Below are 25,672 nucleotides of genomic sequence, written 5' to 3' on the forward strand. Positions count from 1 at the left end.
AGGAGGGAAGTTTGATGAAAGAAGCAGTTATTGTAGCCGGTGCTAGAACACCTGTTGGAAAAGCAAACCGTGGAACGCTTGCCAATATGCGTCCAGATGATCTTGGAGCACTTACCGTTAAGGAAACGTTAAAGCGTGCCGGCGGTTATGATGGTGAAATAGATGATGTGATTATGGGGTGCGCTATTCCTGAAGCAGAACAAGGGCTGAATGTAGCTAGAATGATTGGAGCTAGAGCAGGTCTTGCTGAGACAGTTCCAGCCATTACAATCAACCGATATTGTTCTTCAGGTTTACAGAGTATCGCTTATGCTTCAGAACGCATAATGCTTGGCCAATCTGGTGCCATATTGGCTGGTGGAGTGGAATCTATGAGCCTTGTGCCGATGGGCGGTCATGTGATAAAGCCCAACCCTACTCTTGTAGAAGAAAAACCTGAATATATTATGGGAATGGGACACACAGCGGAAGAAGTCGCACGTCGCTTTGAGATTAGCAGAGCAGATCAGGATGCTTTTGCACTAAGGAGTCATCAGCGTGCAGCTCAGGCAATCAAAGATGGGAAGTTTCAGGATGAAATTGTTCCGATCGAAGTGACGAAAAGATGGATTGATGAGAAAAACAAATTACAGGAAAAGAAAGTTCTTTTCTCACAAGATGAAGGTGTTCGGGCAGATACGTCACTTGATGTTCTCGGTAAGCTACGTCCAGTATTTAATGTTAGAGGCTCTGTTACCGCCGGAAATTCATCACAAACAAGTGACGGAGCAGCAAGTGTTCTCGTCATGGATCGAGAAAAAGCTGAAAGTGAAGGCTTAGCGCCTATGGCTAAGTTCAGATCATTTGCTGTTGCTGGTGTAGCACCCGAAATAATGGGGGTCGGACCGATTGAAGCGATTCCTAAAGCTCTTCGACTCGCTGGACTTGAGCTATCTGATATTGGGTTATTCGAATTAAATGAAGCTTTTGCATCACAATCTCTTCGCGTCATTAGAAAGCTTGGACTTGATGAAGACAAAGTGAATGTAAATGGTGGAGCAATTGCACTTGGTCATCCACTTGGATGTACAGGGACGAAGTTAACCTTAAGCTTAATTCATGAGATGAAACGCCGCGGAGAACAATTTGGTGTTGTGACGATGTGTATTGGCGGAGGAATGGGCGCTGCTGGAGTGTTTGAAATTCTTTAAAAGCAACGAAAACAAGGGAGGAAAACAAGCATGTCTAATACAATGAACAAAACGGTTAAAGGTGCAAGCTTCTTGATTGAGGATCAAAAGGCAGAAGATATTTTCACACCGGAGGATTTTTCAGATGAGCATGTCATGATGGGGAAAACAACGGAAGACTTTGTAGTAAAGGAAGTCGTTCCAGCGCTTGATAAAATTGAGAATCATGAATTTGAAATTTCACGGAAGCTTCTCGAAAAAGCTGGTGATCTCGGACTTCTTGGAGCGGACGTCCCAGAAGAATACGGCGGTCTTGGCCTTGATAAAATCAGTTCATCTGTTATTACTGAGAAATTCGCTCGTGCTCGTTCGTTTTCCCTAAGTTATGGCGCCCATGTTGGAATCGGTTCTCTACCTATCGTCTTTTTCGGAAACGAAGAGCAGAAGAAAAAGTATCTTCCAGGTCTTGCGTCAGGAGCTACAATTGCTGCTTATGCTTTGACTGAGCCTGGTTCAGGTTCTGATGCTCTTGGGGCTAAAACAACGGCTAAGCTCAATGCTGAAGGAACACACTATCTTCTAAGCGGTGAAAAGCAGTGGATCACGAACTCCGCTTTCGCAGATGTATTCATTGTCTATGCAAAAATTGATGGCGAACATTTCTCTGCTTTCATTGTTGAGCGGGATTCCAAAGGTCTTTCAACTGGTCCCGAAGAAAAGAAAATGGGCATCAAAGGCTCTTCTACAAGAACATTGATTCTTGAAGATGTAGCCGTGCCAAAAGAAAATTTACTAGGAGAAGCAGGTAAAGGGCACATCATTGCGTTTAACATCTTGAACGTTGGTCGCTATAAGCTAGCAGTAGGTACAATTGGTGGAATGAAGCGTTCGATCGAACTTTCCGCTAAGTATGCGTTAGAGCGTAAGCAGTTTAACACGCCAATTGCAAAGTTCTCTCTCATACAAGAGAAACTGGCGAATATGGCAGTAGCAACATACGCGACAGAAAGTTCTACTTACCGCACAGGAGGTCTTTTTGAGCAGAAGTTAGGAAAGCTTTCGGATGAAGAACAAAAAGACGGAGCGAAAGTCGCAGAAGCGATTGCAGAGTATGCGATTGAGTGTTCACTAAATAAAGTGTTTGCTTCAGAAGCGCTAGATTATGTTGTAGATGAGGCTGTGCAAATTCACGGTGGATACGGCTTTATGTCTGAATATGAAGTTGAGAAAATGTACCGTGATTCTCGTATCAATCGTATTTTTGAAGGAACGAATGAAATCAATCGCCTTCTAGTTCCAGGCACGCTTGTCCGTAAAACAATGAAAGGCGAGCTTCCATTCCTTGAAAAGGCTACTGCACTTCAAGAAGAGCTCATGATGTTAACGCCACAAGAAATTGGTGATGCACCACTTGAACAGGAAAAGCATCTCGTTAAGATGGCAAAGAAGATTATGCTTATGACTGCAGGTACAGCTGTTCAAAAATATGGCAAGGCTCTTGATAAAGAACAAGAAGTTTTATCAAACATGGCAGATATCGTAAGCGAAATTTACTCTATGGAATCAGCCGTACTTCGCACAGAGAAAGCGATTAATAAAACTGGTGCAGAAAAGCAACAGAATAAACTTCTTCTAACACAAGTTTTCTGTCAGGAAGCTTTCAACCGTATTGAAGCTCATGCTAAAGAGACTTTGGTTGCCGTCGAAACAGGCGATTCACTTCGTATGATGATATCTGCTCTTCGTAAACTATCACGTTATACGCCAATTAATGTTATTGCGAAGAAACGTGAAATCGCTGCAAGCATTCTTGAACAACAGCGTTTTACGGTTTAATAAGCTATCATCGCTATACTAATGTAAAATAACAATTTGAATTGGTCATAACCGACAGGATCAAAACTAACCTCCAAACCATGTTCTCTATTGTCCCTCCAGAAATGGGGGGATTTTTTTCTCTTAATTAGGAAAAATAGTGAGTGGAATAATGAAAGGATTTTGTTAATAGATGACGAAATTTACTTTTAGGTGCATCTGTATTTGTCCAACTCCTCTCATGTGGTAAACTAACGTTATAATCACTTGAGTGTCTTTAAGGAGGAACAGATTTGCCCATTACATTCTATGCATATCCCAAATGTGGTACATGCCGTAAAGCGAAGAAATGGTTCGAGCAAAACGATATTGAAGTAAATGAAGTACACATCGTCGAAAATCCGCCCTCAAAAGATGAGTTAGCTGTCCTGCTTAATCATAGCGGCTTACCAATTAAGAAATTCTTTAATACGAGTGGACAGAAATATCGAGAGCTTGGATTAAAAGATAAGGTCGCTACATCGACTCAAGACGAATTGCTTGAAATCCTTGCTTCTGATGGGATGTTAATCAAACGTCCAATCGTAACTGACGGAGAAAAAGTTACTGTTGGGTTTAAAGAGGATGTATTTGAGGAAACATGGAAACGATAAAATAGTTGCTTAATTAATAATAACTATTATACGATAGTTATTGTAAATAATATTGACTACTAACCTTTATTAAGAGGAATTATTTCAGGGAGGAATTACTAATGAACTTACCAAAAGATTTTCGCTACTCAGAAGAACACGAATGGGTGCAAGTACAAGAAGACGGAAACATCCGCATCGGTATTACAGACTTCGCACAATCAGAACTTGGAGATATCGTTTTTGTTGAGCTTCCAGAAGAAGGCGACACGATTGAATCTGACGAGCCGTTCGGTAGCGTGGAATCTGTAAAAACTGTTTCTGAGCTATACGCACCAATCTCAGGCAAAGTTCTTTCTGTCAATGAGGATTTAGAAGACAGCCCTGAATTCGTTAATGATTCACCATACGAAAAAGCATGGATGGTCGTTGTAGAACCTTCTGAGCCTTCTCAAGTAGAAGAACTAATGACAGCTGAAGCATACGAAAAAATGGTAAGCGAAGACGAATAAATCAGTCATTCATTTTATAGCTCTCCATTGCTAGTCGAATTATGAGCGTAAAAGTCCACTCATCATCGTAAACTCTTATTAATGAATGTGTTTCCTAATTTCAGTCATAGAATGAATCCATGATGGCTTTACGGAATGACACAATAAAGAGGGGATGATACCAATGATTGAGACACCTCGCCCAATGCAAAGAATCGACGTTACTCGAAAGGTATATGGTAAATTTGATCAACAAGCGATGAACTTGTTTATGGACAAGGAAAGAATTGGCCGTATCTTATTCTCAGATCAAGGAAATCAATATGAGTTTCTTGAAGGATTTGAGATGGAGCAGAACAAAATTTATCATTACGAACAAGTAATCGAGCAAAATGGAAGGTATGTAGAAGACTGCGACCTCGGCTGGTGTTAATAAGAAAAGCGAATACGCTCGTTAAGGCCCGACAAGCACTTCTCTTCTAACGCCAACGACTTTATTACTGCATAAAAAACCGGCCATTTGGCCGGTCTTTTTTATGCTTTGTTTTTGCGAATATATTTAATCGTTTTGATTAAACCATCAGCTGATGGTCTTCCAAATGGGCTCGACTGTAAATATTGTGCCATTAATTTGCCGTTCTCATCGATAAGAAAGATGGCAGGCTCTCCATGCTCACCGTGATCTTCATAGGGGTCATCTTCTCGATGCATCATAACGCCATAGGAATCAATTGCCGCATTCTCTTTGTCACTTAGTACTGGGAACTCGAGGTTATGCTTTTCTTTCATTTTTCTAAGAGATTCTAAGCTATCTTTTGCAATTGCAATTGGATGGACGTCTAACTTTCTAAAAGCACCTAGATGCTCTTGAAGCTCTTCTAATTGCTCATTACATACAGGGCACCATTCTCCTCTGAAAAATACGAGCATATGCCAACGCTTGTCTTCCTTTTGGTGCTGTTCAAATTGAAACAGTTCACCTTCTGTATTAATTAACGAAAAGGATGGTACTTCCTGTCCAAGTTTTAACTTTGCCATTATGACCACTCCAATCTTTAATCTTATTGATTTATTTCCACCAGTTGAGCATGATAAAACATAATTGTGTGGTTTAGTGTGAGTAGGGTAAAGGGAAAATAGGTACTGGAAAAGAAAATGACCTATGGAGGGAATTACTATGGCTTTGTCGAAACAAGAATTACAGCATTTTAAAAAACAATTATTAGATCAAAAGAAAGATCTTTTAGATGGTGGTGCAAGTCACCGAGATGAAAATGCCGCACTATCTGAGGAAACAGGAGAATTAACATCGTACGACAATCATTTTGCTGATATGGCTTCTGAATTGGATCAACGCGAGAAAGATATTACACTAGAAGATGCAGCTAGAGAACGACTAAGCTTAATTAATACAGCACTTGATCGTATTCGAGAAGGTAATTACGGAATATGTGTGGATACTGGTGAAGAAATTGATAAAGAACGTCTTGAAGCCATTCCTTATGCAATACGTACCAAAGAAGCACAAGATCAATTGGAAGAGGCCAAAGACAGCAATAGACCGGATGATGAGGCTACATTTGAAACGTCAGGCAATAGAGTCGATGATCGCCTTCGCACAGTGGATGATCTTCAGAATGAACACGGTAATTCAACTTCTGAAACATATTTAGAAGAGGACGATCCTGATCAAGACAATGATTAACAAAGCTTTCATTCATCTGGCTCAATGAGTAGCTGTTGTATCTAACACTTCAAAATGAGTAAATTAAATCATATGCCTTGAAACGAAATGCTTCAACTACCATATGCTATAGTAAATGAATTGATACGACAGCTTGAAATGGAGCGTTGTGCCATGTCTGATAAAGTAATTATTGTAGAAGGAAAGACAGATAAAGAACAGTTAATGAGAGTGTTAGATGAGCAAGTGGAGATTATCTGCACTTATGGAACGATTAGTTTTGACAGGCTAGAAGAACTTAGTGAAGAGCTTGAGGAGAAGGATGTATATGTTCTTGTAGATGCTGATGATGCCGGAGAGAAATTAAGACGGCAGCTTACACAAGAAATTCCACATGCCGAACACCTCTACATTACAATGCTTCATCGTGAAGTAGCTGAAACACCTCTAAATTATTTAAATAGGATTTTAAGGGCGGCGAAATTTAAAGTAGTGACCGTCTAATAATCAAGAAATGAACGAAAAGGAAGCTTAACGAAGCTTCCTTTTCGCTCTTACATAGAATGGGGTATAAAAATGCAAGACATAACCGATGAATCCGTGGTTAGTGAACTTTTACAAAAGGAAGGCACAGTTTTTTTCTTTTACACGCCTTTTTGTCAGACGTGTAAAATTGCAGAGCGAATGTTACAAATTGTTTCGAGCTCTAAAGGTGTTGAATCACATATCTACTCATGTAATTTAAATTATTTTCCTTGGGTAGCGGAAGCACTTAAAATACAAAGTGTTCCTGCATTAACAGTTATTAGGGATAACGGTGGAAATAACACCCTTTTTGCCTTCGAATCAGTCGTAACTGTGGATGCATTTCTTAGTAAAAACAAATTCTTTTGACGAAATTTGACCAATTTATCGTTATTTTCTGCTTATAGAAAATCGCTTCAAGACGGGCTTGAACGAATACGCAATTCGCTGAAAATTAAGCAAGATTAATAATGATAAATTAATATAACAGGAAGTAAAGAAACAGTAACATTGTCATAAAATTGTATTTTCGTTCATGCTGATTGAATGGTATAACTGAATAGAGTCACCTTTCCGATGTTTGATACGAATGGTGACGCATTTTATTTTAATTACTAATTTAGAATTCTCAAACTAAAAACATCTAAGAATCCAACCCGAGAAGCAATCAATTAGAAATTGACTGCAAGATGAGAGGTGTATAACATGACAACCATTTCAATCAGCACAATGGGAAATTTCGCAAATCATAAAGAAAATAAAAAAGATAGCATTACATTAGAAGATAAAATTGAGAGTGTACAAAATGGAAACCAATTATTAAGAAACCAGCTATTAGAAGATTACCAACCGTTTATTAAGAAAATCACATCCAAAGTTTGTAATCGTTATATTAATCATTCGATGGATGAGTTCAGTATTGGACTTTCGGCTTTTAACGAAGCGATGGATCAGTTTCGAAAAGGACAGGGAAGTAGATTTTTAACCTTTGCCGACATGGTGATTAGAAGAAGAGTTATCGACCATATCCGTAAAGAAGCGAGACAAAATAAGTATATTTATCTTGAGCCTGAGGAACTTGATGAGGAAGGCCGACTGGAAGATAGTTTTGCAGAACAGAAAGCTGCACTTGATGTATACGAAATGGACAGACAGCGTGAAGTAAGAATGTATGAAATTGAGGAATATGAACAATTGTTAAAGAAATTTAGCATTACGTTTAAAGTTCTGAGCAAAAACTGTCCTAAACATATTGATGCAAGAGAAAATGCAAAGATGATCGCGCAATTGATAGCTCAAGATGACATTCTTTCAAGTTATTTGCTAGAAAAAAAGCAGCTCCCTATAAAAGATTTGCTAGCGCTCGTTACATGCAGTCGAAAAACGATTGAACGTAATCGAAAGTATATAATAGCAGTTGCGTTAATTCATCTGGGTGGATTTAATGCGCTGAAATCTTATATACAGTAGTTGAATTAAGGGGGCCAGGGGATGAAAAATGGGGTCATTATGGACATTCGTGGACGCAAAGCGGTTGTATTAACACCCGATGGGGAGTTTACTACGATCAATTTGAAGCGAAATCATACGTTAACAATCGGCTCTGAAATTAAACTTACACCAAAACCATTAAACAAGAAAAAAGGTTATTTTACCCCCTCTATGCCCACCCTGGCCGGTATGGCAGCAGTTTTGTTATTAGTTGTAATCGTGACAGGTGTGATTCCTGTTAGACAAAATGACGCAGTTGCGGCCTATGTAAGCTTTGATATCAATCCAAGTATTGAGGTTGGAGTGAACTCTGACCTTGAAGTTGTTCAATATCAAGCGTGGAATTCGGACGGTGAAGGGTTAAACTTAGATCAAGAGGTAACGAACATGCCTCTAAGCGAATTTGGAGGGCTCCTAGTCTCGAAACTCGACAAAGAGGGGTATCTAACAGAAGATAGAAAACTGCTTATTGTCGCCTCAAATGTAGAGAAGAAAGAGCGTTATCAGGCGATTAAGGGTCAGCTCGAGAATACGATTCAAGGAATTGAACAGAATGAAGCATTAGTCAATCAAGCAGTTGCTATTACAACCATCCTTGATGCTGACTATAGTACTCGTGCAAAAGCTATAGAAAATGGGATAACACCAGGAAAATATATGACATATCTTGCTGCTGTTGATCGGGGAGCTACGTTATCAATAGAGGAAGTACGGAATTTGTCTGTCAAAAACATGGATGAATTACAGTCCGAAAGCATGACCGCAGTGGAAGAAAAGTCGAAAGATAGCTCTTTGGAGCTAGAAGATTCTGTCGTCCAGTTGAACGATAAGACGGTGCCTAATAAGAATCAAGAAGACAGTGATTTAGTTCTTCAGGAGTCGGAGCAAAGCTCTTCTGATAAGGTTGAAAAGGTGGAGAAAGAACAAAAGGACACGCCTTCAGAACCAGAAACCAGCCCGTCAGATCAAACTGAAGACTCTAAAGATAACAACAAAGTGCAAAAAGATAAAATAGAGAAAAACGAAGAAAAATCTAAGTCTAAAATAGCTAAAGAACAAGACAAAGAAAAGAAGAAAGCTGAAAAAGCAAACGAGAAAATAGAGAAATCTCAGGAGAAATCGGATAAAAAAATAGAAAAAGCTCAAGAAAAAGAGGATAAAAACGACGAAAAGAAAGACGAGAAGCAGGATAAAGACAAGAAAGATAAAAAAGATAAAAAAGACAAAAAAGACAAAAAAGACAAATAACGCAACATGCTATTATTTATTTTATTTTCATTATTTTAAAGCCAGAGGGATCCCTCTGGCTTTTTTTATGGTGTGATTATTTTGATGTCATGATGTCGGGCAATGCCTTTGCGATATCAAGAAATGATGATTTGTCATCGAACAGATGCACAATTTGATGATCTTGATTAAGTAATACAGTTGTCGGCACACCTGTACAACCAAATTTGTCGTAAGTTTCTCGTCCACTGTCTTGTAGAACTAGGAAAGGAAGATTGTTTTTGATCGTGAAATCTTTACCGGCTTCTTCTGACCGTTCACGACCTGTCACGTTAATTGTTAAGAATGCTAATGTATCAGCATCTGCATGCTGGTAGAACTGTTCTTTCATCGGTAAATCTTTCATACAATCGGGGCACCAGGAAGCCCAGAATGTAATCATAACTGGTTTCCCCTTGAAGTCCGTTAAGCTGATGACTTCTCCGCTTTGTACTTCTTCTAACGCAAAGGACGGCGCTTGCACTATCAATCACCTCTTCAAAATTATTCTAAGGCTACTTTATCAAAAATTCGATTCTAATCAAACTTAATACATTGTAGGCTCTACATCACGATAATTTGGATTAACATAGACATTCTTTAAAAAAATGAAAAGAATGATAATTCCGAAAAAGTGTTTGACACTAATGCGCCACCTTGCTAAAATAAACTCAATTAAACAAAAACAAAATATTCTTACTTATCTAGAGAGGCGGAGGGACTGGCCCTATGAAGCCCGGCAACCGTCAAACCAATTGTGGTTTGAAAAGGTGCCAAATCCTGCAGGAGAAATCCTGAAAGATAAGCGGAGCTGATGAATAAATCAAGCCTCTCTGTCTTTCAGAGAGGTTTTTTTATATTGAAGCGAAGTTTTCTTATAGCATTGGTTCTAGATTTATGGCTCATTATTATAGCTTTAATGAATAAAGACGGATTGCTCGAAAGAGGTGATAGGGGTTTGGAAAGAGAGACGAGATACGAAGCTCAGAACGTATTGATTGGATCGTTCACACTTGAGTCGGGCGAGACGCTACATGAAGTAGAACTCGCTTATGAACGCGTTGGACCAGAAGACGCTCCCGTTATTCTTGTCTGTCATGCATTAACAGGAAATCAATATACAATTGGTGATTCGGAGCCCGGCTGGTGGAAAGGATTAATAGGAAAGGATGGCTATATCGATACTTCCGAATTTCAAGTTATAACGTTTAACGTTCTTGGAGGATGTAACGGTTCTACAGGACCGCTATCGATTAATCCAGTCACCAGAGAACGGTATAAAGCGGACTTCCCATTTGTTTCAGTGAGAGATATGGTGCACTCACAGAAAAAGGCACTTGAAGTGCTAGGTATCGATCACCTTCATGCTGTGATTGGTGGATCACTTGGAGGAATGCAGGTTCTTGAATGGGGTGCCCTTTACCCAGATGGAATGGAGCATCTGATTCCACTTGCAGTAACTCCAAGCTTGAGTACGTATGGAATAGCTTATAACGCGATTTCTAGATTTGCTATTACAAACGATCCTGATTGGAAGGATGGATACTACGATCCTCATCACCAGCCAACATCGGGGCTTGCAACTGCAAGAATGATCGGTATGATCTCTTATCGGACAGATGAAATGTTTCAAAAAAAATTCGGTCGAGCGGCGATCGAAACTTCAGAAGAAAATCATAAAGAAGCACAGTACGAAGTGGAATCTTATTTACACTATCAAGGAAATAAGCTTGTAAGCCGATTTGATGCAAATAGCTATTTGTATTTATTACGGGCAATGGACACACATGATATTAGTAAAGGCCGAGGTAATCTTACATCTATCATCAAGAACATTAAAGCAAGCATTCTTGCTATTGGTTTTAAAGGGGATTTAATCTATCCTCCAGAAGATTTAGAAAAATTGTTTGCTCAAGTTCATTCTTCTCCGTTTTATCTAATCAACACGAAATTTGGTCATGATGGTTTTCTCGTTGAGTTTGATAAATGGGGACCGCTTATAAAGGAACAAGTAACATTAACTAAAAATATCGAAGGAGTGAAGTGAAATGGCAGAGAAAAAATATAATTTGGAGACAATTGGAATTCATGGAGGTTTACAAGCTGATCCAGCTACAGGCGCAAGGGCTCTACCGATTTATCAATCGAATGCTTATCGATTTAATAGTACTGATCACGCAGCCGATTTATTTGCCTTAAAGGAAGAAGGGTTTATCTATTCGCGCATCGGCAACCCTACAGTCGGTACACTTGAAGAACGTATTGCTCAACTAGAAGGTGGTGTTGGAGCTCTTGCTCTTGCAAGTGGCATGGCTGCCATTACAACTGCCATTCTAAATGTAGCCAATAGCGGAGACGAAATTGTTTCTGCTTCGACTTTATACGGTGGAACGTATAACCTCTTTTCTGCTACACTTCCGAAATACGGAATAAAGACCAATTTTGTTGATCCTGAAGATCTGGAATCATTTAAATCAGCCATTACTCCAAATACGAAAGCTATTTTTGCAGAAACGATTGGTAACCCGGGTCTCCATGTATTAGATATTGAAAAAGTAGCAGATATTGCACATGAAGCTGGAATCCCACTTATTATAGACAATACATTTGCTACTCCATATCTTTGTAGACCAATTGAGCATGGGGCAGATATCGTCGTTCATTCCGCCACAAAATGGCTTGGCGGAAACGGGTCCACAATGGGAGGAATTATTGTCGATGGTGGCAAATTTGATTGGAATTCACCTAAGTTCCCGGGCTTCACAGAACCCGATCACACGTACCATGGCATAGTATTCGCAGAAGCACTACCCGAAGCTGCGTATATCGTGAAAGCAAGGGTACAGCTCCTAAGAGATACAGGTGCTGCGCTTAGTCCATTTAACGCTTTTCAAATTGCCCTAGGTGTAGAAACACTCCATGTTCGTATGAAAGAGCACGTTGCAAATACTCGGAAAATCGTTTCTTACTTAAAAGATCATCCGGCAGTTGAGTGGGTGAGCTATCCTGAAGATGAGAATCATGTATCGAATCAATTGGTGCCAAAGTATCTACCTAAAGGCGCTGGAGCTGTCGTCGTATTCGGAATAAAGGGAGGACGCGAAACCGGAGCAGGAATCATTAATTCAGTTGAACTTTGGTCTCATGTAGCGAACGTGGGAGATGCGAAAAGTTTAATTATTCATCCTGCCAGCACAACCCACCAGCAGCTAAGCGCGGAAGAGCTAACAGCTTCCGGCGTGCGAGATGACCTCATTCGTTTATCTGTTGGAATTGAACATATTGATGATTTAATCGCTGACCTGGATCAGGCCATTGCACAAGCCAAAGTTGAAGCTAACGTATAATTCAGCACTAAAGCTCTCTTCCATTTGAAGAGAGCTTTTTAGTTTAGCGGTTTCTTATTTAATTAAGTCCAATATTGAATGAGAGATTAAGATGACATGTCCTCTAATCTCATCATATATACACATGACAACTGTAAATAACCATAAAGAATGAATCGTTACCTTTTTTGGCCATGTAATGGCCAATTACGAAAGAGAGCTAAGTCGTTTGGTCGTTCCCAGTTTAATCTTTTTCTTTTCAATAAGTAAATCGAGTCGTAATTTTCTTCCATGCTTTTTCATTAAAACGAGAGTTTGGCTATGATGCTACTCATTGAGATAGGTTTGTTGTTTCATTCAATTCGTATCAAATTGGATAAAATAATTAGAACAATCCAGGTTTATACTTGAATGAGTTATAGCTCAATATAGGAATTCTCACAGAAGATAGCACTGCGGATGGCGTTGGCAGGTGTAAAGTATATAAGATAGATTTACAATTGTTTAGGAATAGTTTAAAGATCAGGAGAGGGCTTGGCCAAGAAAAGGTACAGATAGATCCAGATCTTTCTTTTAAATTTCCTTGTCATAAAACAACCAAAACTGTAAGCGTTTTATTAAATTTATAATTAAAAATTTTCGTGTGATTAAATCTCACGCACACCAACGTTGTAAGCGTTTGCAAATAGATTGATATATCGAAATTATCAAAAAACTTCTATTTTAGGTGTTGACCTTAAGTCCAAACCGGCGTAATATAATCCTCAATTAAACAAAGTATTCAAATAACTCAAACACACAATTAGGACCCCGGATTACGTTGGTCCTATCATTAGACACTAACGCTTTACTGCGTCTACTTAACAAACAGAAAGGAGTGAACAAGGTGAGTGAACAGTGGATCTACCTTAACGGAGAATTTGTGAAGAAAGAAGATGCCAAAGTATCTGTATACGATCATGGTTTTCTCTATGGCGATGGGGTATTCGAAGGAATTCGCATGTATGACGGAAATGTCTTTCGATTAGAACATCATTTACAACGGCTTTATGATTCAGCTCATTCAATTATGCTTAAAATAACGCACACTATGGAGGAAATGACCGCCATTATTGTGGAAACGCTGAAGAAAAACAACCTTCAGGATGCCTATATCCGCATTGTTGTATCACGCGGAGTTGGGAACCTGGGACTTGATCCTTTCACATGTAAGGAACCTCAAGTGATCGTTATTGCAGAATCACTAGCCTTGTTCCCTAAGCGATTATATGAAACAGGAATTGATATTGTAACGGTAGCAAGTAGAAGAAACCGATCGGATGTCTTAAGTCCGAAGGTTAAATCGCTCAACTATTTAAATAACATTCTTGTAAAAATCGAAGCGAATTTAGCTGGTGTCAGCGAAGCTCTAATGTTAAATGATCAGGGATATGTCGCTGAAGGATCAGCTGATAATATATTCATCGTAAAAGGCAATGTGATCAAAACACCACCTGGATATGTTGGTGCATTAGAAGGAATTACGCGAAATGCCATTATGGAATTAGCAAGACAAAAGGGATATGACATGAGAGAAGAAACTTTCACACGTCATGATGTCTATGTTGCAGATGAAGTGTTCCTAACTGGAACAGCTGCTGAAGTTATTGCGGTCGTAAAAGTAGATGGTCGAGAAATTGGTGAAGCAAAGCCGGGTAAGACGACGAACGAGTTGCTTGAAGCATTTCGAGATATCGTCACTGTTGATGGTGTTAGTGTTTACCCTTCAAAGCGAGACGTTCAAGCAGGATAATCCTTACAAAAATAAATATCAATAATCGATGACGAGGCAAAAGAAACAGGAATTGGTATTAACCAGAGAACCGGTAGTGGTGGAAGCCGGTATTACCCCCTGTATCGACATCCCCTCCGAGTGCTGATCTGAATCAAGTAACATAGGATCAGCCAAGTGTTCTAAAAACACTTGTTATCAAAACGAGCAGTTTGCTCATGAGGCGGCATCTTTTTGTCGCAAAGTAGGGTGGTACCGTGAAGTCTTTTCGCCCCTATGGACCGTAAAAAAAGCGGCGTAGGGATGAGAAGGCTTTTTTTTATTAGTAATAAACAGTGAAATACGCAAACCCGTTATCGAACGGAGGCGTGCAACACAATAAAGCATTGGAGGGTATGAATATGCGGGCGAAGGCTAAACCAGAAGCCGAAGCGGTAACAGCGGAAATGACCGGGGCAGACGTATTGATTGACTCTTTAAAAAAAGAAAATGTTGAAGTTCTCTTCGGATATCCGGGAGGAGCAGTTCTTCCGATCTATGATGCACTTTATCGATCGCCAATTAAACACATTCTCTCAAAGCATGAACAAGGTTCCATTCATGCGGCTGAAGGATATGCGAGGGTTAGTGGGAAACCAGGTGTAGTTATTGCAACATCAGGTCCAGGAGCAACAAACCTCGTAACGGGGATTACAGATGCCATGATGGATTCATTACCACTGGTTATCTTCACTGGGCAGGTTGCAAGTACGGTGATTGGTACAGATGCTTTTCAAGAAGCAGATATTATGGGAATTACAGCACCAATTACAAAACATAATTATCAGGTGCGTGACGTTCAGGATCTACCAAGAATTATTAAAGAAGCGTTCCATATTGCAACAACAGGACGTCCCGGTCCAGTTCTAGTTGATATCCCTAAGGATGTGGCGAACAAAACCATTTCACCCGGCTATGATTCTACTATTCATCTACCCGGCTATCAGCCAACTTTCTCGCCAAACATTTTGCAGATCAAGAAGCTCGCGGATGCGGTTGGTGCAGCAAAAAAACCGGTGATTTTAGCTGGAGCTGGTGTTCTCCATGCGAATGCAGGAAAAGAACTCGTCGCTTTTTCTGAGAAGCATCGCATTCCAGTCATCAATACATTACTTGGTTTAGGAAGCTATCCTGGCAATCATCCTCTATTCCTTGGAATGGGAGGAATGCACGGAACGTACACAGCGAATATGGCACTTTATGAATGTGACTTGTTAATTAGCATTGGTGCACGATTTGATGATCGATTAACAGGTAACCTTGACCATTTTGCCATTCATGCAACGGTTGCTCACATCGACGTTGATCCTGCAGAAATTGGGAAAAACGTTCCAACTCAGATTCCAATCGTATCTGATGCAAGAGAGGCATTGAAGAAGCTTCTAGATATTGATTCACCAGTTCCAGATACAGAGGATTGGCGTAAGGTGCTAACTCAAAATAGTGAAGATTTCCCACTTTGGAAGAAAACATCTTCAACGGAATTTCTTCCACAGCGAGTAGTTGAACTCGTGCATGAATACACGAAGGGAGACGCTATTGTTACGACGGACGTTGGTCAACATCAAATGTGGGCGGCTCAGTACTACGCATTTGCAGATGCCAACCGATGGGTAACATCTGGTGGACTTGGCACGATGGGCTTTGGTTTCCCTTCCGCGATTGGAGCACAGCTCGCATTCCCAGAACAAACGGTTGTGGCTCTTACAGGCGACGGAGGATTTCAGATGACATTACAGGAGCTATCGACTCTGCAAGAGTTAAACCTTCCTGTGAAAGTAGTCATCATGAACAATCAGACGCTTGGAATGGTGAGGCAGTGGCAGGAAGCTTTCTATGAAGAACGCTATTCTCAATCCCTTATACCTGTACAGCCAGATTTTGTGAAGCTTGGTGAAGCTTACGGTATCCAATCTTTTAAAGTAACTAATGAAGAAGAAGCAAAAGTTGTTTTTGAAGAAGCCTTTTCTCACCGAGATCCAGTTTTGATCGACTGTAGAGTAGCTGGAAAGGAAAATGTATATCCAATGATTGCGCCTGGTAAAGGGCTTCATCAGATGATTGGGGTGAAACCATGAAACGAATCGTAACTGCAACAGTGATTAACCAAAGTGGTGTTCTAAACCGTATTACGGGGTTAATGACTAAGCGGCAATTTAACATTGAAAGCATAACGGTTGGTCATACCGAGACAGAAGGGGTATCCAAAATGACCTTTGTCGTTAATGTCGACGGTGATGCGAAGATTGAGCAGCTGATCAAACAGCTCAATAAGCAGATCGATGTTTTGAAAGTAACTGATATAACGGATCAAGCTATCGTTGTCCGTGAATTAGCGTTAATTAAAGTTATAAGTAACGCTCAAATTAGAAGTGAGATTTCAGGAATTATTGAGCCGTTTAGGGCTTCTATCATCGATGTCAGTCGAGAGAGCATTACCGTACAAGTAACGGGTAACTCCGACAAAATTGAAGCGATTCTAGACCTTCTTAGGCCATATGGCATTAAGGAAATGGTTCGAACAGGTATAACGGCTTTCCCAAGAGGAAGTCAAAAGTCAGTAACAGATTTGAAGCAGTATTCCATTTTAAATTAACTAATAAACCTAAATATGAAGGGATGAATGAAAATGGCAAAAGTATACTATAACGGTGATATCAACGAGGGAATGCTAAAAGGAAAGAAAATCGCAGTAGTTGGTTACGGATCTCAAGGTCATGCACATGCACTAAATCTTCGCGAAAGTGGTTTTGATGTAACAGTCGGCTTACGTAAAGGGCGTTCATGGAATCAAGCAGAGGAAGATGGTTTTGATGTAAAAACAGTAAAGCAAGCAAGCGATGAAGCAGATGTTATCATGATTCTTCTTCCAGATGAGTATCAGCCTGAAGTGTACAAAGAGGAAATCGAACCAGGTCTTCGTGCTGGAAATGCGCTAGTCTTTGCTCACGGCTTTAACGTTCACTTCAATCAAGTTGTCCCCCCATCAGATGTGGATGTTTTCCTTGTTGCTCCAAAAGGACCTGGACATCTTGTAAGAAGAACATTTGAAGATGGTGCAGGAGTTCCAGCACTATTTGGTGTTTATCAGGACGTATCGGGTAACGCAAAAGAGCTTGCGCTAGCTTATGCAAAAGGAATCGGCGGTGCTCGTGCTGGGGTACTTGAAACATCCTTTAAAGAAGAAACCGAAACAGATCTTTTTGGTGAACAAGCAGTTCTATGTGGTGGATTGTCATCACTAGTGAAAGCTGGATTTGAAACGCTCACGGAAGCGGGATATCAACCAGAAGTCGCTTACTTCGAATGTTTGCACGAGCTAAAGCTCATTGTTGACTTGATGTATGAAGATGGTATTGCTGGTATGCGTTATTCGATCTCTGACACAGCTCAGTGGGGGGACTTCGTATCTGGACCACGTGTTGTTGATGCTGATACAAAAGCGCGTATGAAAGATATTCTTGAAGATATCCAAACAGGTAAATTTGCTAAGGGCTGGATCCTAGAAAATAAACTAAATCGTCCAGAATTCCACGCGATCAACGAGAAAGAGAAGAATCATCCAATCGAGCAAGTAGGAAAAGAGCTTCGTGCGATGATGCCATTCGTTAAACCAAAATCAAAGAAGGAAGTGGTTGCCAGTGCGAAAGATTAATGTATTCGATACAACGCTTCGTGACGGAGAACAGTCAGCCGGAGTCAATCTGAATGCATTAGAGAAGCTGGAAATCGCGAAGCAGCTTGAGAGACTTGGAGTCGATATTATGGAAGCAGGCTTTCCTGCTGCTTCCAAAGGTGACTTCCAGGGTGTGAAGAACATTGCTGATACTGTAAGGAATGTATCCGTAACTGGTCTTGCGAGAGCGAATATGAAAGACATTGATGCGGCGTGGGATGCTTTAAAAGGTGGCGCTGATCCAAGACTTCATGTTTTTCTTGCAACGTCTCCCATTCATATGACTCACAAGCTAAAGAAGACTCCTGATGAAGTAGTTGAAACAGCTGTTGAAGCAGTGAAGTATGCCAAGAAATTCTTCCCGAAAGTGCAGTGGTCAGCAGAAGATGCTTGCCGCTCCGACCGCTCCTTTCTTGCAAAGATTATTAAAGAAGTAATTGATGCAGGAGCATCTGTCATTAATATTCCAGATACAGTTGGATACAGAAGTCCACAGGAATACGGAGAACTGTTCACTTATTTGCGAAACAATGTTCCGAACATTGAGGGCGTTGATCTTTCTGCCCATTGCCATAATGACCTAGGGATGGCGGTAGCGAATTCCCTAGCTGCGATTGAATGTGGCGCGACTCAAATAGAAGGAACGATTAATGGTATTGGAGAACGCGCTGGTAACGCAGCAATTGAGGAAGTTGCCGTTGCGCTTCGAATTCGCAATGATTTCTACCAAGCAGAAACAGGATTGAAGCTTGATGAAATTAAACGAACAAGCAACCTTGTCAGCAAGCTTACTGGCATGGCGGTTCCTGGTAATAAAGCAGTTGTTGGGGCGAATGCTTTTGCTCATGAATCAGGCATTCACCAGGATGGGGTATTAAAAGAAAAAACAACCTATGAAATTATTAGTCCACAGCTTATCGGTGTTCAGTCGAATAGTCTTGTTCTTGGAAAACACTCTGGCCGTCACGCCTTCAGAGATAAAGTGAAGGATTTAGGCTTTGAACTTGACGAAGCGAAGATTAATGAGGCATTTGCAGACTTTAAAGATCTTGCTGATAAGAAGAAGCAGGTTACGGAAGATGACCTTTTCGCATTGTTAACTGATATTCAAACAGATGAATTTGTTGATAAATATGAGATTCAAAGTATTCAAGTACAGTATGGAACTGCAAACATTCCGACGGCTACTATTTCAATTGAGAAGCCTGATGGAACCATGATTCAACAAGCTGGAACAGGATCGGGTAGTGTAGAAGCGATCTATAACACGCTTGAAGCAATGATTCCTGGCACACTTCAGCTTCAGGACTATCGAATTAATTCCGTCGGTGGTGGAAGAGATGCTCTTGCTGAAGTTCATGTGCGAGTCATGTATAACGGGGTTGAGTCGAATGGTCGCGGCACAGCGCAGGATGTTCTTGAATCTTCCGCTATTGCTTACTTGAATGCAGTGAATCGCGTTCTTGCTCGTGAAAGCTATCAAGTTAATAAAAAAGCGCACGTCTAACAGGGAGGTTAGAAGGATGAAGAGAAAAGTTGCGGTATTACCCGGTGATGGAATTGGTAAAGAAGTAATGGAAGGAACGATGAAAGTTCTGAATGCCGTGGCAGATCGATTTGGCCATACGTTTGAATTTCAACAGGGAAAAATTGGAGGGGCTGCTATTGATGAGGATGGCTCGCCACTACCAGATGAAACACTGCGCATCTGTAGGGAAAGCGATGCTGTTCTACTAGGTGCTGTCGGTGGTCCTAAGTGGGAAACTCTTCCTGGCCATCTTCGTCCTGAACGAGGTCTTCTTGGTATTCGAAAAGAACTAGGCTTGTTTGCGAACCTTCGTCCTGTGACGGCATTTGAAAGTCTATTAGATGCATCTCCACTTAAACCGGATCGGATTAAAGGTGTGGATATGTTAATTGTTCGCGAATTAACGGGTGGTTTGTACTTCGGTACTCCGAGTGAGCGTCGTCAAAATGGGAAAGAAGTTGTTGATACGCTTCATTACACAAGAGAAGAAATCGAACGTATTGTGGATCAGGGATTTGAAGCTGCAAGTAAGCGAAACAAGAAATTAACGAGCGTAGATAAAGCGAACGTTCTAGAATCAAGCCGAATGTGGAGAGAAATCGTTGAAGAAAAAGCGAAGAATTATCCTGAAGTAGAAGTGGAGCATATGCTTGTCGATGCGGCAGCAATGAAACTGGTTCAAAACCCGGCTCACTTTGATGTTATTGTAACGGAGAATCTATTTGGAGATATTTTGAGCGATGAAGCCTCGATGATCACAGGATCACTTGGAATGTTGCCTTCCGCAAGTCTTCGTAGCGACGGTTTTGGAATGTATGAACCAGTACACGGTTCAGCGCCAGACATCGCAGGGAAAAACCTTGCGAATCCCCTGGCGATGATTTTATCAAGTGCAATGATGCTGAAGTATTCATTCGATATGAATGAAGAAGCGGAGTCAATCGAAAAGGCTGTGAAAGAAGTACTTGATGCCGGATATTATACGAATGATCTTGCAAATGGCTCGCCGAAAGCTCTTGGGACAGACGCTATGATCAAGAAAGTGATTTATCAATTAGAAGAAGCGGATGCTACAGCAGGCATCATGGAAGCATACGCTTAATGACAAACAGGTAAGAGGAGGATGGGTGTGGAGCCGAAAACGATTATTGAAAAGATTTGGGATAAACACGTTGTGCATGAAGAAGAAGGTAGCCCGGATCTCCTATATATAGACTTGCATCTTGTTCATGAAGTGACTTCTCCGCAGGCCTTTGAGGGTCTGCGGATGAATAGTAGAAGTGTAAGAAGACCAGATTTAACCTTTGCTACTATGGACCACAACGTTCCAACCATTGCACGTCATATTATTAATGACCCTGTATCAAAAGTTCAAATGGAGAAGCTTGAAGAGAACTGTCATGAATTTGGAGTGGAAATCGCCGATATTAATCATCCAGATCAAGGGATTGTTCACGTCATTGGTCCTGAGCTGGGCTTAACGCAGCCAGGAAAAACGATCGTTTGTGGTGACAGTCATACCTCAACACATGGGGCGTTTGGTGCCCTTGCCTTTGGGATTGGAACGAGTGAAGTAGAGCATGTTCTTTCTACTCAAACGCTATGGCAATCAAGACCCAAAACAATTGAAATACGTGTGAACGGACGCCTTGGTTCTGGGGTGACCGCTAAAGATTTAATTCTTGCTGTTATTGCTAAATTTGGTGTTAATGCAGGTACTGGCGCGGTTGTGGAGTACACAGGCGAAGCGATTCGAAATATGACAATGGAAGAACGTATGACTGTTTGTAACATGTCAATTGAAGCTGGCGCAAAAGCAGGGCTTATTAGCCCAGATGAGACTACCTTTTCCTATTTAAAAGGAAAAAGACATGTTCCAGAAGATTTTGATCGAGCTGTTGCTGAGTGGAAAGAACTCGCATCTGATCCAGGAGCAATGTATGATGAAGTGCTCGAAATTGGAGCTGACGAAATCGAGCCACAAGTAACATGGGGGACGAATCCTTCAATGGGATCATCTGTCTATGCTCGCGTTCCTTTCCCTGAGGATTATGCAGATCCAGGTGACCAAAAAGCAATTAAGCAAGCTCTTGCCTATATGGATCTTAAACCGGGAACGCCTATTCAAAATATAGATATTCAATATGTTTTCATCGGATCGTGTACGAATTCACGATTAAGTGATCTGCGTTCGGCCGCTGATATTGTTCGTGGTCGAAAAGTTCACGAAGGTGTGACTGCTCTCGTAGTACCAGGATCTAAATCAGTGAAGGATGCAGCTGAAGCAGAAGGGTTAGATACAATCTTTAAAGAAGCTGGGTTTGAGTGGCGAGAAGCAGGATGTAGCATGTGTCTTGCGATGAATGATGACATTGTTCCACCAGGCGAGCGCTGCGCGTCTACATCTAACCGTAATTTTGAAGGGCGTCAGGGGAATGGCGCTAGAACACATCTTGTCAGCCCAGCTATGGCTGCAGCTGCTGCCATTGAAGGCCGATTTACAGACGCTAGAAAAATAAAACCTCTTGTAGTGTAAAAGGAGTGAGACGTCCTGGAACCGATTAATAAATACAAAGGGATCGTTTATCCCCTTGAGCAGGTTAACGTAGATACAGATCAAATTATTCCGAAGCAGTTTTTAAAGAGAATTGAACGGCAAGGCTTTGGTCAGTTTCTTTTTTACAATTGGCGGTTTGATGATGATGGTCAACCGCGTGAAGATTTTAATTTGAACGAACAACAATACCAGCATGCTTCTATTCTAGTGTCGGGTAAAAACTTTGGGTGTGGTTCATCAAGAGAACATGCTCCATGGGCCCTTCTAGATTATGGGTTTCGAATTGTCATTGCGACAAGCTTTGCTGATATCTTTTATAACAACTGTGTAAAAAACGGTATACTTCCTATCGCTCTTGATCAAGAAACGATCTCGGAGCTTTTTCAAAAAGCGAAGGATGGATACGAACTTAGCGTAGACCTAAGTAAACAGCAAGTAATTGATGGAGAAGGACTAAATGCGTCGTTCGAGATCGATCCTTATTGGAAAGAAATGCTGTTAAATGGATGGGATGAAGTATCTCGAACTTTATCTCTCGAAGATAAAATTAAATTATATGAAGAAAAACAACTTGTAGGAGAGTGAATGACGTTGGGAATTACCAGGAGAAATATAACGTTCATGTCGTAAAAGCAATGGAGAATTTGCTGGAAGCCGTCCACAGGACCCCGCTTCAGCAGTCGACAACGCTTAATGATTATACAAATAGAGATGTCTTCATGAAGATGGAAAACCTTCAACGAACGGGTTCCTTCAAACTTCGAGGTGCCTATAACAAAGTTGCGTCGCTAACGGATATTGAGGCAGCGCGAGGGATTGTTGCTGCATCGGCTGGAAACCATGCTCAGGGAGTGGCGCTTTCTGCTAGAGAGCGTGGAATTAAAGCTAAGATTTATATGCCCGTCCATACACCGACAAGCAAAATTGATGCGACGCGATCTTATGGAGCAGAGGTTGTTCTTGAAGGAGAATCGTATAACGAAGCGTTTAGTGGAGCGGATCGTGAGCGTGTTGAGAAAGGGGCCACATTCGTTCATGCTTTCGATGATCCTGAAGTAATGGCAGGACAGGGAACGGTTGCACTCGAAATGATGCAACAATGTCCTGACTTAGATGCGATTCTCGTGCCTGTTGGAGGTGGAGGATTGTTAGCTGGAATGGCGATGGCGATTAAGTCGTTCTTTCCTCACGTGAAAATCATCGGAGTCCAGGCTTCTGAAGCATCTGCGACATGGAATCGATTTAAAGGTACTGGTCCTCTTGTCCTTCAATCTGTCAAATCGATTGCAGACGGTATTTCTGTGAAAGAAGCTGGAAAATTAACCTTTCCAATTATTGAAGAGCTTGTTGATGATATGCTAACCGTGTCAGAAGAAGAAATTGCTACAGCGATTGTCTTTATGCTTGAGAGACACAAAACGCTTGTAGAAGGTGCGGGTGCTGCATCGGTAGCTGCTGTCTTATGCAAGTCTAATCGTTTAGAAGGTAAGAGAATTGGTGTTGTTGTTAGTGGAGGGAATGCGGATCTTGCGAAAATATCCCTTTATAAACAACTTTCTCAACGAGCGAAAACCATCAGGCGAATAAGCTGATGGTTTTCTAATGGGATTCAAGGCATATATTTTAGATTATTCCGACTTTTTGCTCAGTAATTGACACTCATAAAGTACCATGCTAGAATTCATTTAGCACTTAACCACAGTAAAGTAATAACAACTATATATCTCTTATTCAGAGAGGTGGAGGGACTGGCCCTATGAAGCCCGGCAACCGTCAAACGACTCGTTTGAAAAGGTGCCAATTCCTGCAAAGCGATTGCTTTGAGAAATGAGAGGAAGACATCGATTTATCAAATGCCTTTCTGCTCAAAGCAGAAGGGCATTTTTTTACTTTACTATACAAAGTGATAAGCGAATTAGGTTTCTAAGTGCATAGAAATAAAGAACAAAGGCATGGGACTGAAGTCCTTTTTCAGGTAGCTGATCATGCAAATGCATAAAGGATGTGAGACATGTGATTGAGCTTAAAGGCATTAATAAGACCTTCTTTTCGAAATCCGGGAAGGTGGAAGCCGTTAAGGAAGTTAACCTTGAAGTCAAAAAAGGCGAAATATTTGGTGTTATTGGCTATAGTGGTGCTGGGAAAAGTACGCTAATTCGAATGCTTAACCTTCTTGAGAGACCTACTGATGGGACAGTCACAGTGGCTGGTAATAATCTATCTTCTCTTAAGGGAAAAGATCTTCGTGCAGCAAGACAGGAAATCGGAATGATTTTCCAGCATTTTAATATTCTCTGGTCAAGAACGGTACGGGATAACATCGCGTTCCCTCTTGAAATATCAGGTTTTCCGAAAGAAAAGAGAATGAAGCGTGTTGATGAATTAATTAACCTTGTTGGACTCGAAGGTAGAGAAGGAGCTTATCCTTCACAACTAAGTGGTGGACAAAAGCAGCGAGTGGGTATTGCGAGAGCACTTGCTAACAATCCAAAGGTTTTGCTTTGTGATGAAGCTACTTCTGCTTTAGATCCTAAAACGACGGATAGCATTCTAGAACTTCTGACTGAAATTAATCAGAAGCTTGGCCTTACGATTGTCCTTATCACGCATGAAATGCACGTCATACGAAAAATTTGCCATCGTGTAGCCGTTATGGAGAATGGACGAGTAGTGGAGAATGGTTCTGTCCTTGAAGTTTTCCACCATCCGCAGGAAGAGATTACGAAAGACTTTGTTAATCAGCTAAGCGAGCCTGAAGAAATGAAGGAATCGATTGCACATCTGGCAACGAGTCAGGATGGAAAACTTGTTCAGTTTACCTTTGTGAAAGGAAAAACAGGTTCACCACTTGTGACAGAGTTGATTCGTAAATTTGATGTAGAAGTCAACATTATTCAAGGGAAGATTTCTCATACACAGGATGGTCCTTATGGAAAACTTTCTGTGTTCCTTAAAGGGGAACCAGCTGTGGTAGAAAAGGCCTTGAATTATGTGCAAGCCCAAGGTGTTAAAGCGGAGGTGATTACGAATGACTGAATCGTTATTTCCTAACGTCAGGTGGGAATCTATGTGGGAAGCCACTCTACAAACAGCGTACATGACGGCAATTTCGGTGCTGGCAACGTTTATTCTCGGAATCCTCCTTGGATTATTGTTGTTTCTAACAGGTAGAGGGAACATATGGGAAAACAAATTTGTGAATAGTATTATTGCCGGAGTCGTGAACTTATTTCGCTCCATACCATTTATCATTTTGATTATCTTGCTGATCCCTCTTTCGGTTTACATTATAGGGACGATGCTAGGTGCTAATGCTGCCCTTCCAGCCCTTATTGCAGGAGCGGCGCCATTTTATGCGAGAATGGTTGAAATTGCTTTACGTGAAGTGGATAAAGGGGTCATTGAAGCTTCTCAGTCAATGGGAGCATCCAATGGTTCGATTATTTTTAAAGTGCTTCTACCAGAAGCAATGCCAGCCCTTATTTCAGGAATCACTGTGACGGCGATAGCTCTTGTAAGCTATACCGCTATGGCTGGTGTCGTAGGCGCAGGGGGTCTCGGAAACCTCGCTTATCTTGAAGGTTTCCAACGGAACAATCCTGACGTGACACTTGTTGCAACAGTATTGATATTAGTAATTGTTGCGATTCTTCAGGTTTGTGGAGACGTTGCAACACGAGTAATAGATAAAAGATAATGAGG

Annotated in this window: 25 protein-coding genes and 2 riboswitches; of the genes, 23 read left to right on the forward strand and 2 right to left on the reverse strand. The window is 41.0% G+C overall.

Going from position 1 to position 25,672, the window contains the following annotated elements; all coding sequences use genetic code 11:
• Positions 1-14: 14 nt before the first annotated feature.
• The 5 genes from IQ283_RS04590 to IQ283_RS04610 all read left to right on the forward strand — a co-directional run bounded on the left by IQ283_RS04590 (position 15) and on the right by IQ283_RS04610 (position 4,540).
• Positions 15-1,190, forward strand: a complete 1,176-nt coding sequence (locus IQ283_RS04590) for an acetyl-CoA C-acetyltransferase (protein ID WP_194218959.1) — start codon at positions 15-17, stop codon at positions 1,188-1,190.
• Positions 1,191-1,220: 30 nt separating this feature from the next.
• The gene (locus tag IQ283_RS04595) at positions 1,221-3,005 is read left to right on the forward strand and encodes an acyl-CoA dehydrogenase family protein (protein ID WP_194218960.1); all 1,785 of its coding nucleotides are present in this window, start codon (positions 1,221-1,223) and stop codon (positions 3,003-3,005) included.
• A 272-nt stretch (positions 3,006-3,277) separates the two neighbouring features.
• Positions 3,278-3,637: an arsenate reductase family protein gene (locus IQ283_RS04600; RefSeq protein WP_194218961.1), complete on the forward strand. Its 360-nt coding sequence runs from the start codon at positions 3,278-3,280 to the stop codon at positions 3,635-3,637.
• 101 nt (positions 3,638-3,738) lie between these two features.
• Positions 3,739-4,128, forward strand: a complete 390-nt coding sequence (gene gcvH / locus IQ283_RS04605) for a glycine cleavage system protein GcvH (RefSeq protein ID WP_194218962.1) — start codon at positions 3,739-3,741, stop codon at positions 4,126-4,128.
• A gap of 163 nt (positions 4,129-4,291) precedes the next feature.
• Positions 4,292-4,540 (forward strand): YusG family protein, encoded by a 249-nt coding sequence (locus IQ283_RS04610; protein ID WP_194218963.1) that lies wholly within the window; start codon positions 4,292-4,294, stop codon positions 4,538-4,540.
• Positions 4,541-4,641: 101 nt separating this feature from the next.
• On the opposite strand, the gene IQ283_RS04615 is transcribed toward IQ283_RS04610, so the two are convergent.
• On the reverse strand, positions 4,642-5,145 hold the full coding sequence (locus tag IQ283_RS04615) for a peroxiredoxin family protein (protein ID WP_194218964.1): 504 nt from the start codon (positions 5,143-5,145) through the stop codon (positions 4,642-4,644).
• A gap of 139 nt (positions 5,146-5,284) precedes the next feature.
• Between IQ283_RS04615 and IQ283_RS04620 the strand changes: the two genes are divergently transcribed.
• The 5 genes from IQ283_RS04620 (at position 5,285) to IQ283_RS04640 (ending at position 9,055) form a co-directional block, all read left to right on the forward strand.
• Positions 5,285-5,812: a TraR/DksA C4-type zinc finger protein gene (locus IQ283_RS04620; protein WP_194218965.1), complete on the forward strand. Its 528-nt coding sequence runs from the start codon at positions 5,285-5,287 to the stop codon at positions 5,810-5,812.
• A 153-nt stretch (positions 5,813-5,965) separates the two neighbouring features.
• Complete coding sequence (locus tag IQ283_RS04625; RefSeq protein WP_194219597.1) at positions 5,966-6,295, forward strand: toprim domain-containing protein; 330 nt, start codon at positions 5,966-5,968, stop codon at positions 6,293-6,295.
• A 72-nt stretch (positions 6,296-6,367) separates the two neighbouring features.
• Positions 6,368-6,685: a thioredoxin family protein gene (locus tag IQ283_RS04630; protein ID WP_194218966.1), complete on the forward strand. Its 318-nt coding sequence runs from the start codon at positions 6,368-6,370 to the stop codon at positions 6,683-6,685.
• A gap of 336 nt (positions 6,686-7,021) precedes the next feature.
• On the forward strand, positions 7,022-7,786 hold the full coding sequence (sigI, locus tag IQ283_RS04635) for an RNA polymerase sigma-I factor (protein ID WP_242057240.1): 765 nt from the start codon (positions 7,022-7,024) through the stop codon (positions 7,784-7,786).
• Positions 7,787-7,807: 21 nt separating this feature from the next.
• Entirely contained in the window at positions 7,808-9,055 is a 1,248-nt protein-coding gene (locus tag IQ283_RS04640; protein ID WP_194218967.1) for an anti-sigma factor domain-containing protein, read from the forward strand.
• A 76-nt stretch (positions 9,056-9,131) separates the two neighbouring features.
• Here IQ283_RS04640 and IQ283_RS04645 read toward each other — a convergent pair whose 3' ends face one another.
• Positions 9,132-9,557, reverse strand: a complete 426-nt coding sequence (locus tag IQ283_RS04645) for a TlpA disulfide reductase family protein (protein ID WP_242057241.1) — start codon at positions 9,555-9,557, stop codon at positions 9,132-9,134.
• A 213-nt stretch (positions 9,558-9,770) separates the two neighbouring features.
• Positions 9,771-9,881: riboswitch (SAM riboswitch) on the forward strand.
• A 150-nt stretch (positions 9,882-10,031) separates the two neighbouring features.
• On the opposite strand from IQ283_RS04645, the gene metX reads away from it, so the two are divergent.
• The 13 genes from metX to IQ283_RS04710 all read left to right on the forward strand — a co-directional run bounded on the left by metX (position 10,032) and on the right by IQ283_RS04710 (position 25,667).
• Complete coding sequence (gene metX, locus IQ283_RS04650; protein WP_242057242.1) at positions 10,032-11,120, forward strand: homoserine O-acetyltransferase MetX; 1,089 nt, start codon at positions 10,032-10,034, stop codon at positions 11,118-11,120.
• Between the two features lies 1 nt (position 11,121).
• Positions 11,122-12,420: an O-acetylhomoserine aminocarboxypropyltransferase/cysteine synthase family protein gene (locus IQ283_RS04655; RefSeq protein WP_194218969.1), complete on the forward strand. Its 1,299-nt coding sequence runs from the start codon at positions 11,122-11,124 to the stop codon at positions 12,418-12,420.
• 865 nt (positions 12,421-13,285) lie between these two features.
• Positions 13,286-14,191, forward strand: coding sequence for a branched-chain-amino-acid transaminase (gene ilvE, locus IQ283_RS04660; RefSeq protein WP_194218970.1), 906 nt, complete (start codon positions 13,286-13,288; stop codon positions 14,189-14,191).
• A 374-nt stretch (positions 14,192-14,565) separates the two neighbouring features.
• A complete protein-coding gene (gene ilvB, locus IQ283_RS04665) occupies positions 14,566-16,287 on the forward strand; it encodes an acetolactate synthase large subunit (RefSeq protein WP_408962576.1) in 1,722 nt (573 codons plus the stop codon).
• Entirely contained in the window at positions 16,284-16,805 is a 522-nt protein-coding gene (gene ilvN / locus IQ283_RS04670; protein ID WP_194218971.1) for an acetolactate synthase small subunit, read from the forward strand. Before ilvB ends, ilvN begins: the two co-directional genes overlap by 4 nt.
• 33 nt (positions 16,806-16,838) lie before the next feature.
• Entirely contained in the window at positions 16,839-17,864 is a 1,026-nt protein-coding gene (gene ilvC, locus IQ283_RS04675) for a ketol-acid reductoisomerase (RefSeq protein WP_194218972.1), read from the forward strand.
• Positions 17,851-19,392 (forward strand): 2-isopropylmalate synthase, encoded by a 1,542-nt coding sequence (locus IQ283_RS04680; protein WP_194218973.1) that lies wholly within the window; start codon positions 17,851-17,853, stop codon positions 19,390-19,392. The genes ilvC and IQ283_RS04680 overlap by 14 nt, the downstream gene beginning before the upstream one ends.
• Positions 19,393-19,408: 16 nt before the next feature.
• A complete protein-coding gene (leuB, locus tag IQ283_RS04685) occupies positions 19,409-20,515 on the forward strand; it encodes a 3-isopropylmalate dehydrogenase (protein WP_194218974.1) in 1,107 nt (368 codons plus the stop codon).
• A gap of 27 nt (positions 20,516-20,542) precedes the next feature.
• Positions 20,543-21,949, forward strand: coding sequence for a 3-isopropylmalate dehydratase large subunit (gene leuC, locus IQ283_RS04690; protein ID WP_408962564.1), 1,407 nt, complete (start codon positions 20,543-20,545; stop codon positions 21,947-21,949).
• 15 nt (positions 21,950-21,964) lie between these two features.
• On the forward strand, positions 21,965-22,555 hold the full coding sequence (gene leuD / locus IQ283_RS04695; protein ID WP_194219601.1) for a 3-isopropylmalate dehydratase small subunit: 591 nt from the start codon (positions 21,965-21,967) through the stop codon (positions 22,553-22,555).
• Positions 22,552-23,562 carry a threonine ammonia-lyase gene (gene ilvA, locus IQ283_RS04700; protein ID WP_242057243.1) on the forward strand — a complete coding sequence of 337 codons (1,011 nt, stop codon included), beginning with the start codon at positions 22,552-22,554 and terminating at the stop codon, positions 23,560-23,562. The genes leuD and ilvA overlap by 4 nt, the downstream gene beginning before the upstream one ends.
• Positions 23,563-23,694: 132 nt before the next feature.
• Positions 23,695-23,804, forward strand: a riboswitch (SAM riboswitch).
• A 179-nt stretch (positions 23,805-23,983) separates the two neighbouring features.
• The gene (locus tag IQ283_RS04705; protein ID WP_194218976.1) at positions 23,984-25,006 is read left to right on the forward strand and encodes a methionine ABC transporter ATP-binding protein; all 1,023 of its coding nucleotides are present in this window, start codon (positions 23,984-23,986) and stop codon (positions 25,004-25,006) included.
• Positions 24,999-25,667: a methionine ABC transporter permease gene (locus IQ283_RS04710; protein ID WP_194218977.1), complete on the forward strand. Its 669-nt coding sequence runs from the start codon at positions 24,999-25,001 to the stop codon at positions 25,665-25,667. Before IQ283_RS04705 ends, IQ283_RS04710 begins: the two co-directional genes overlap by 8 nt.
• The last annotated feature ends 5 nt before the right edge of the window (positions 25,668-25,672 follow it).

Source organism: Pseudalkalibacillus hwajinpoensis (assembly GCF_015234585.1).
Taxonomy (GTDB): Bacteria; Bacillota; Bacilli; order Bacillales; family Guptibacillaceae; genus Guptibacillus; species Guptibacillus hwajinpoensis_B.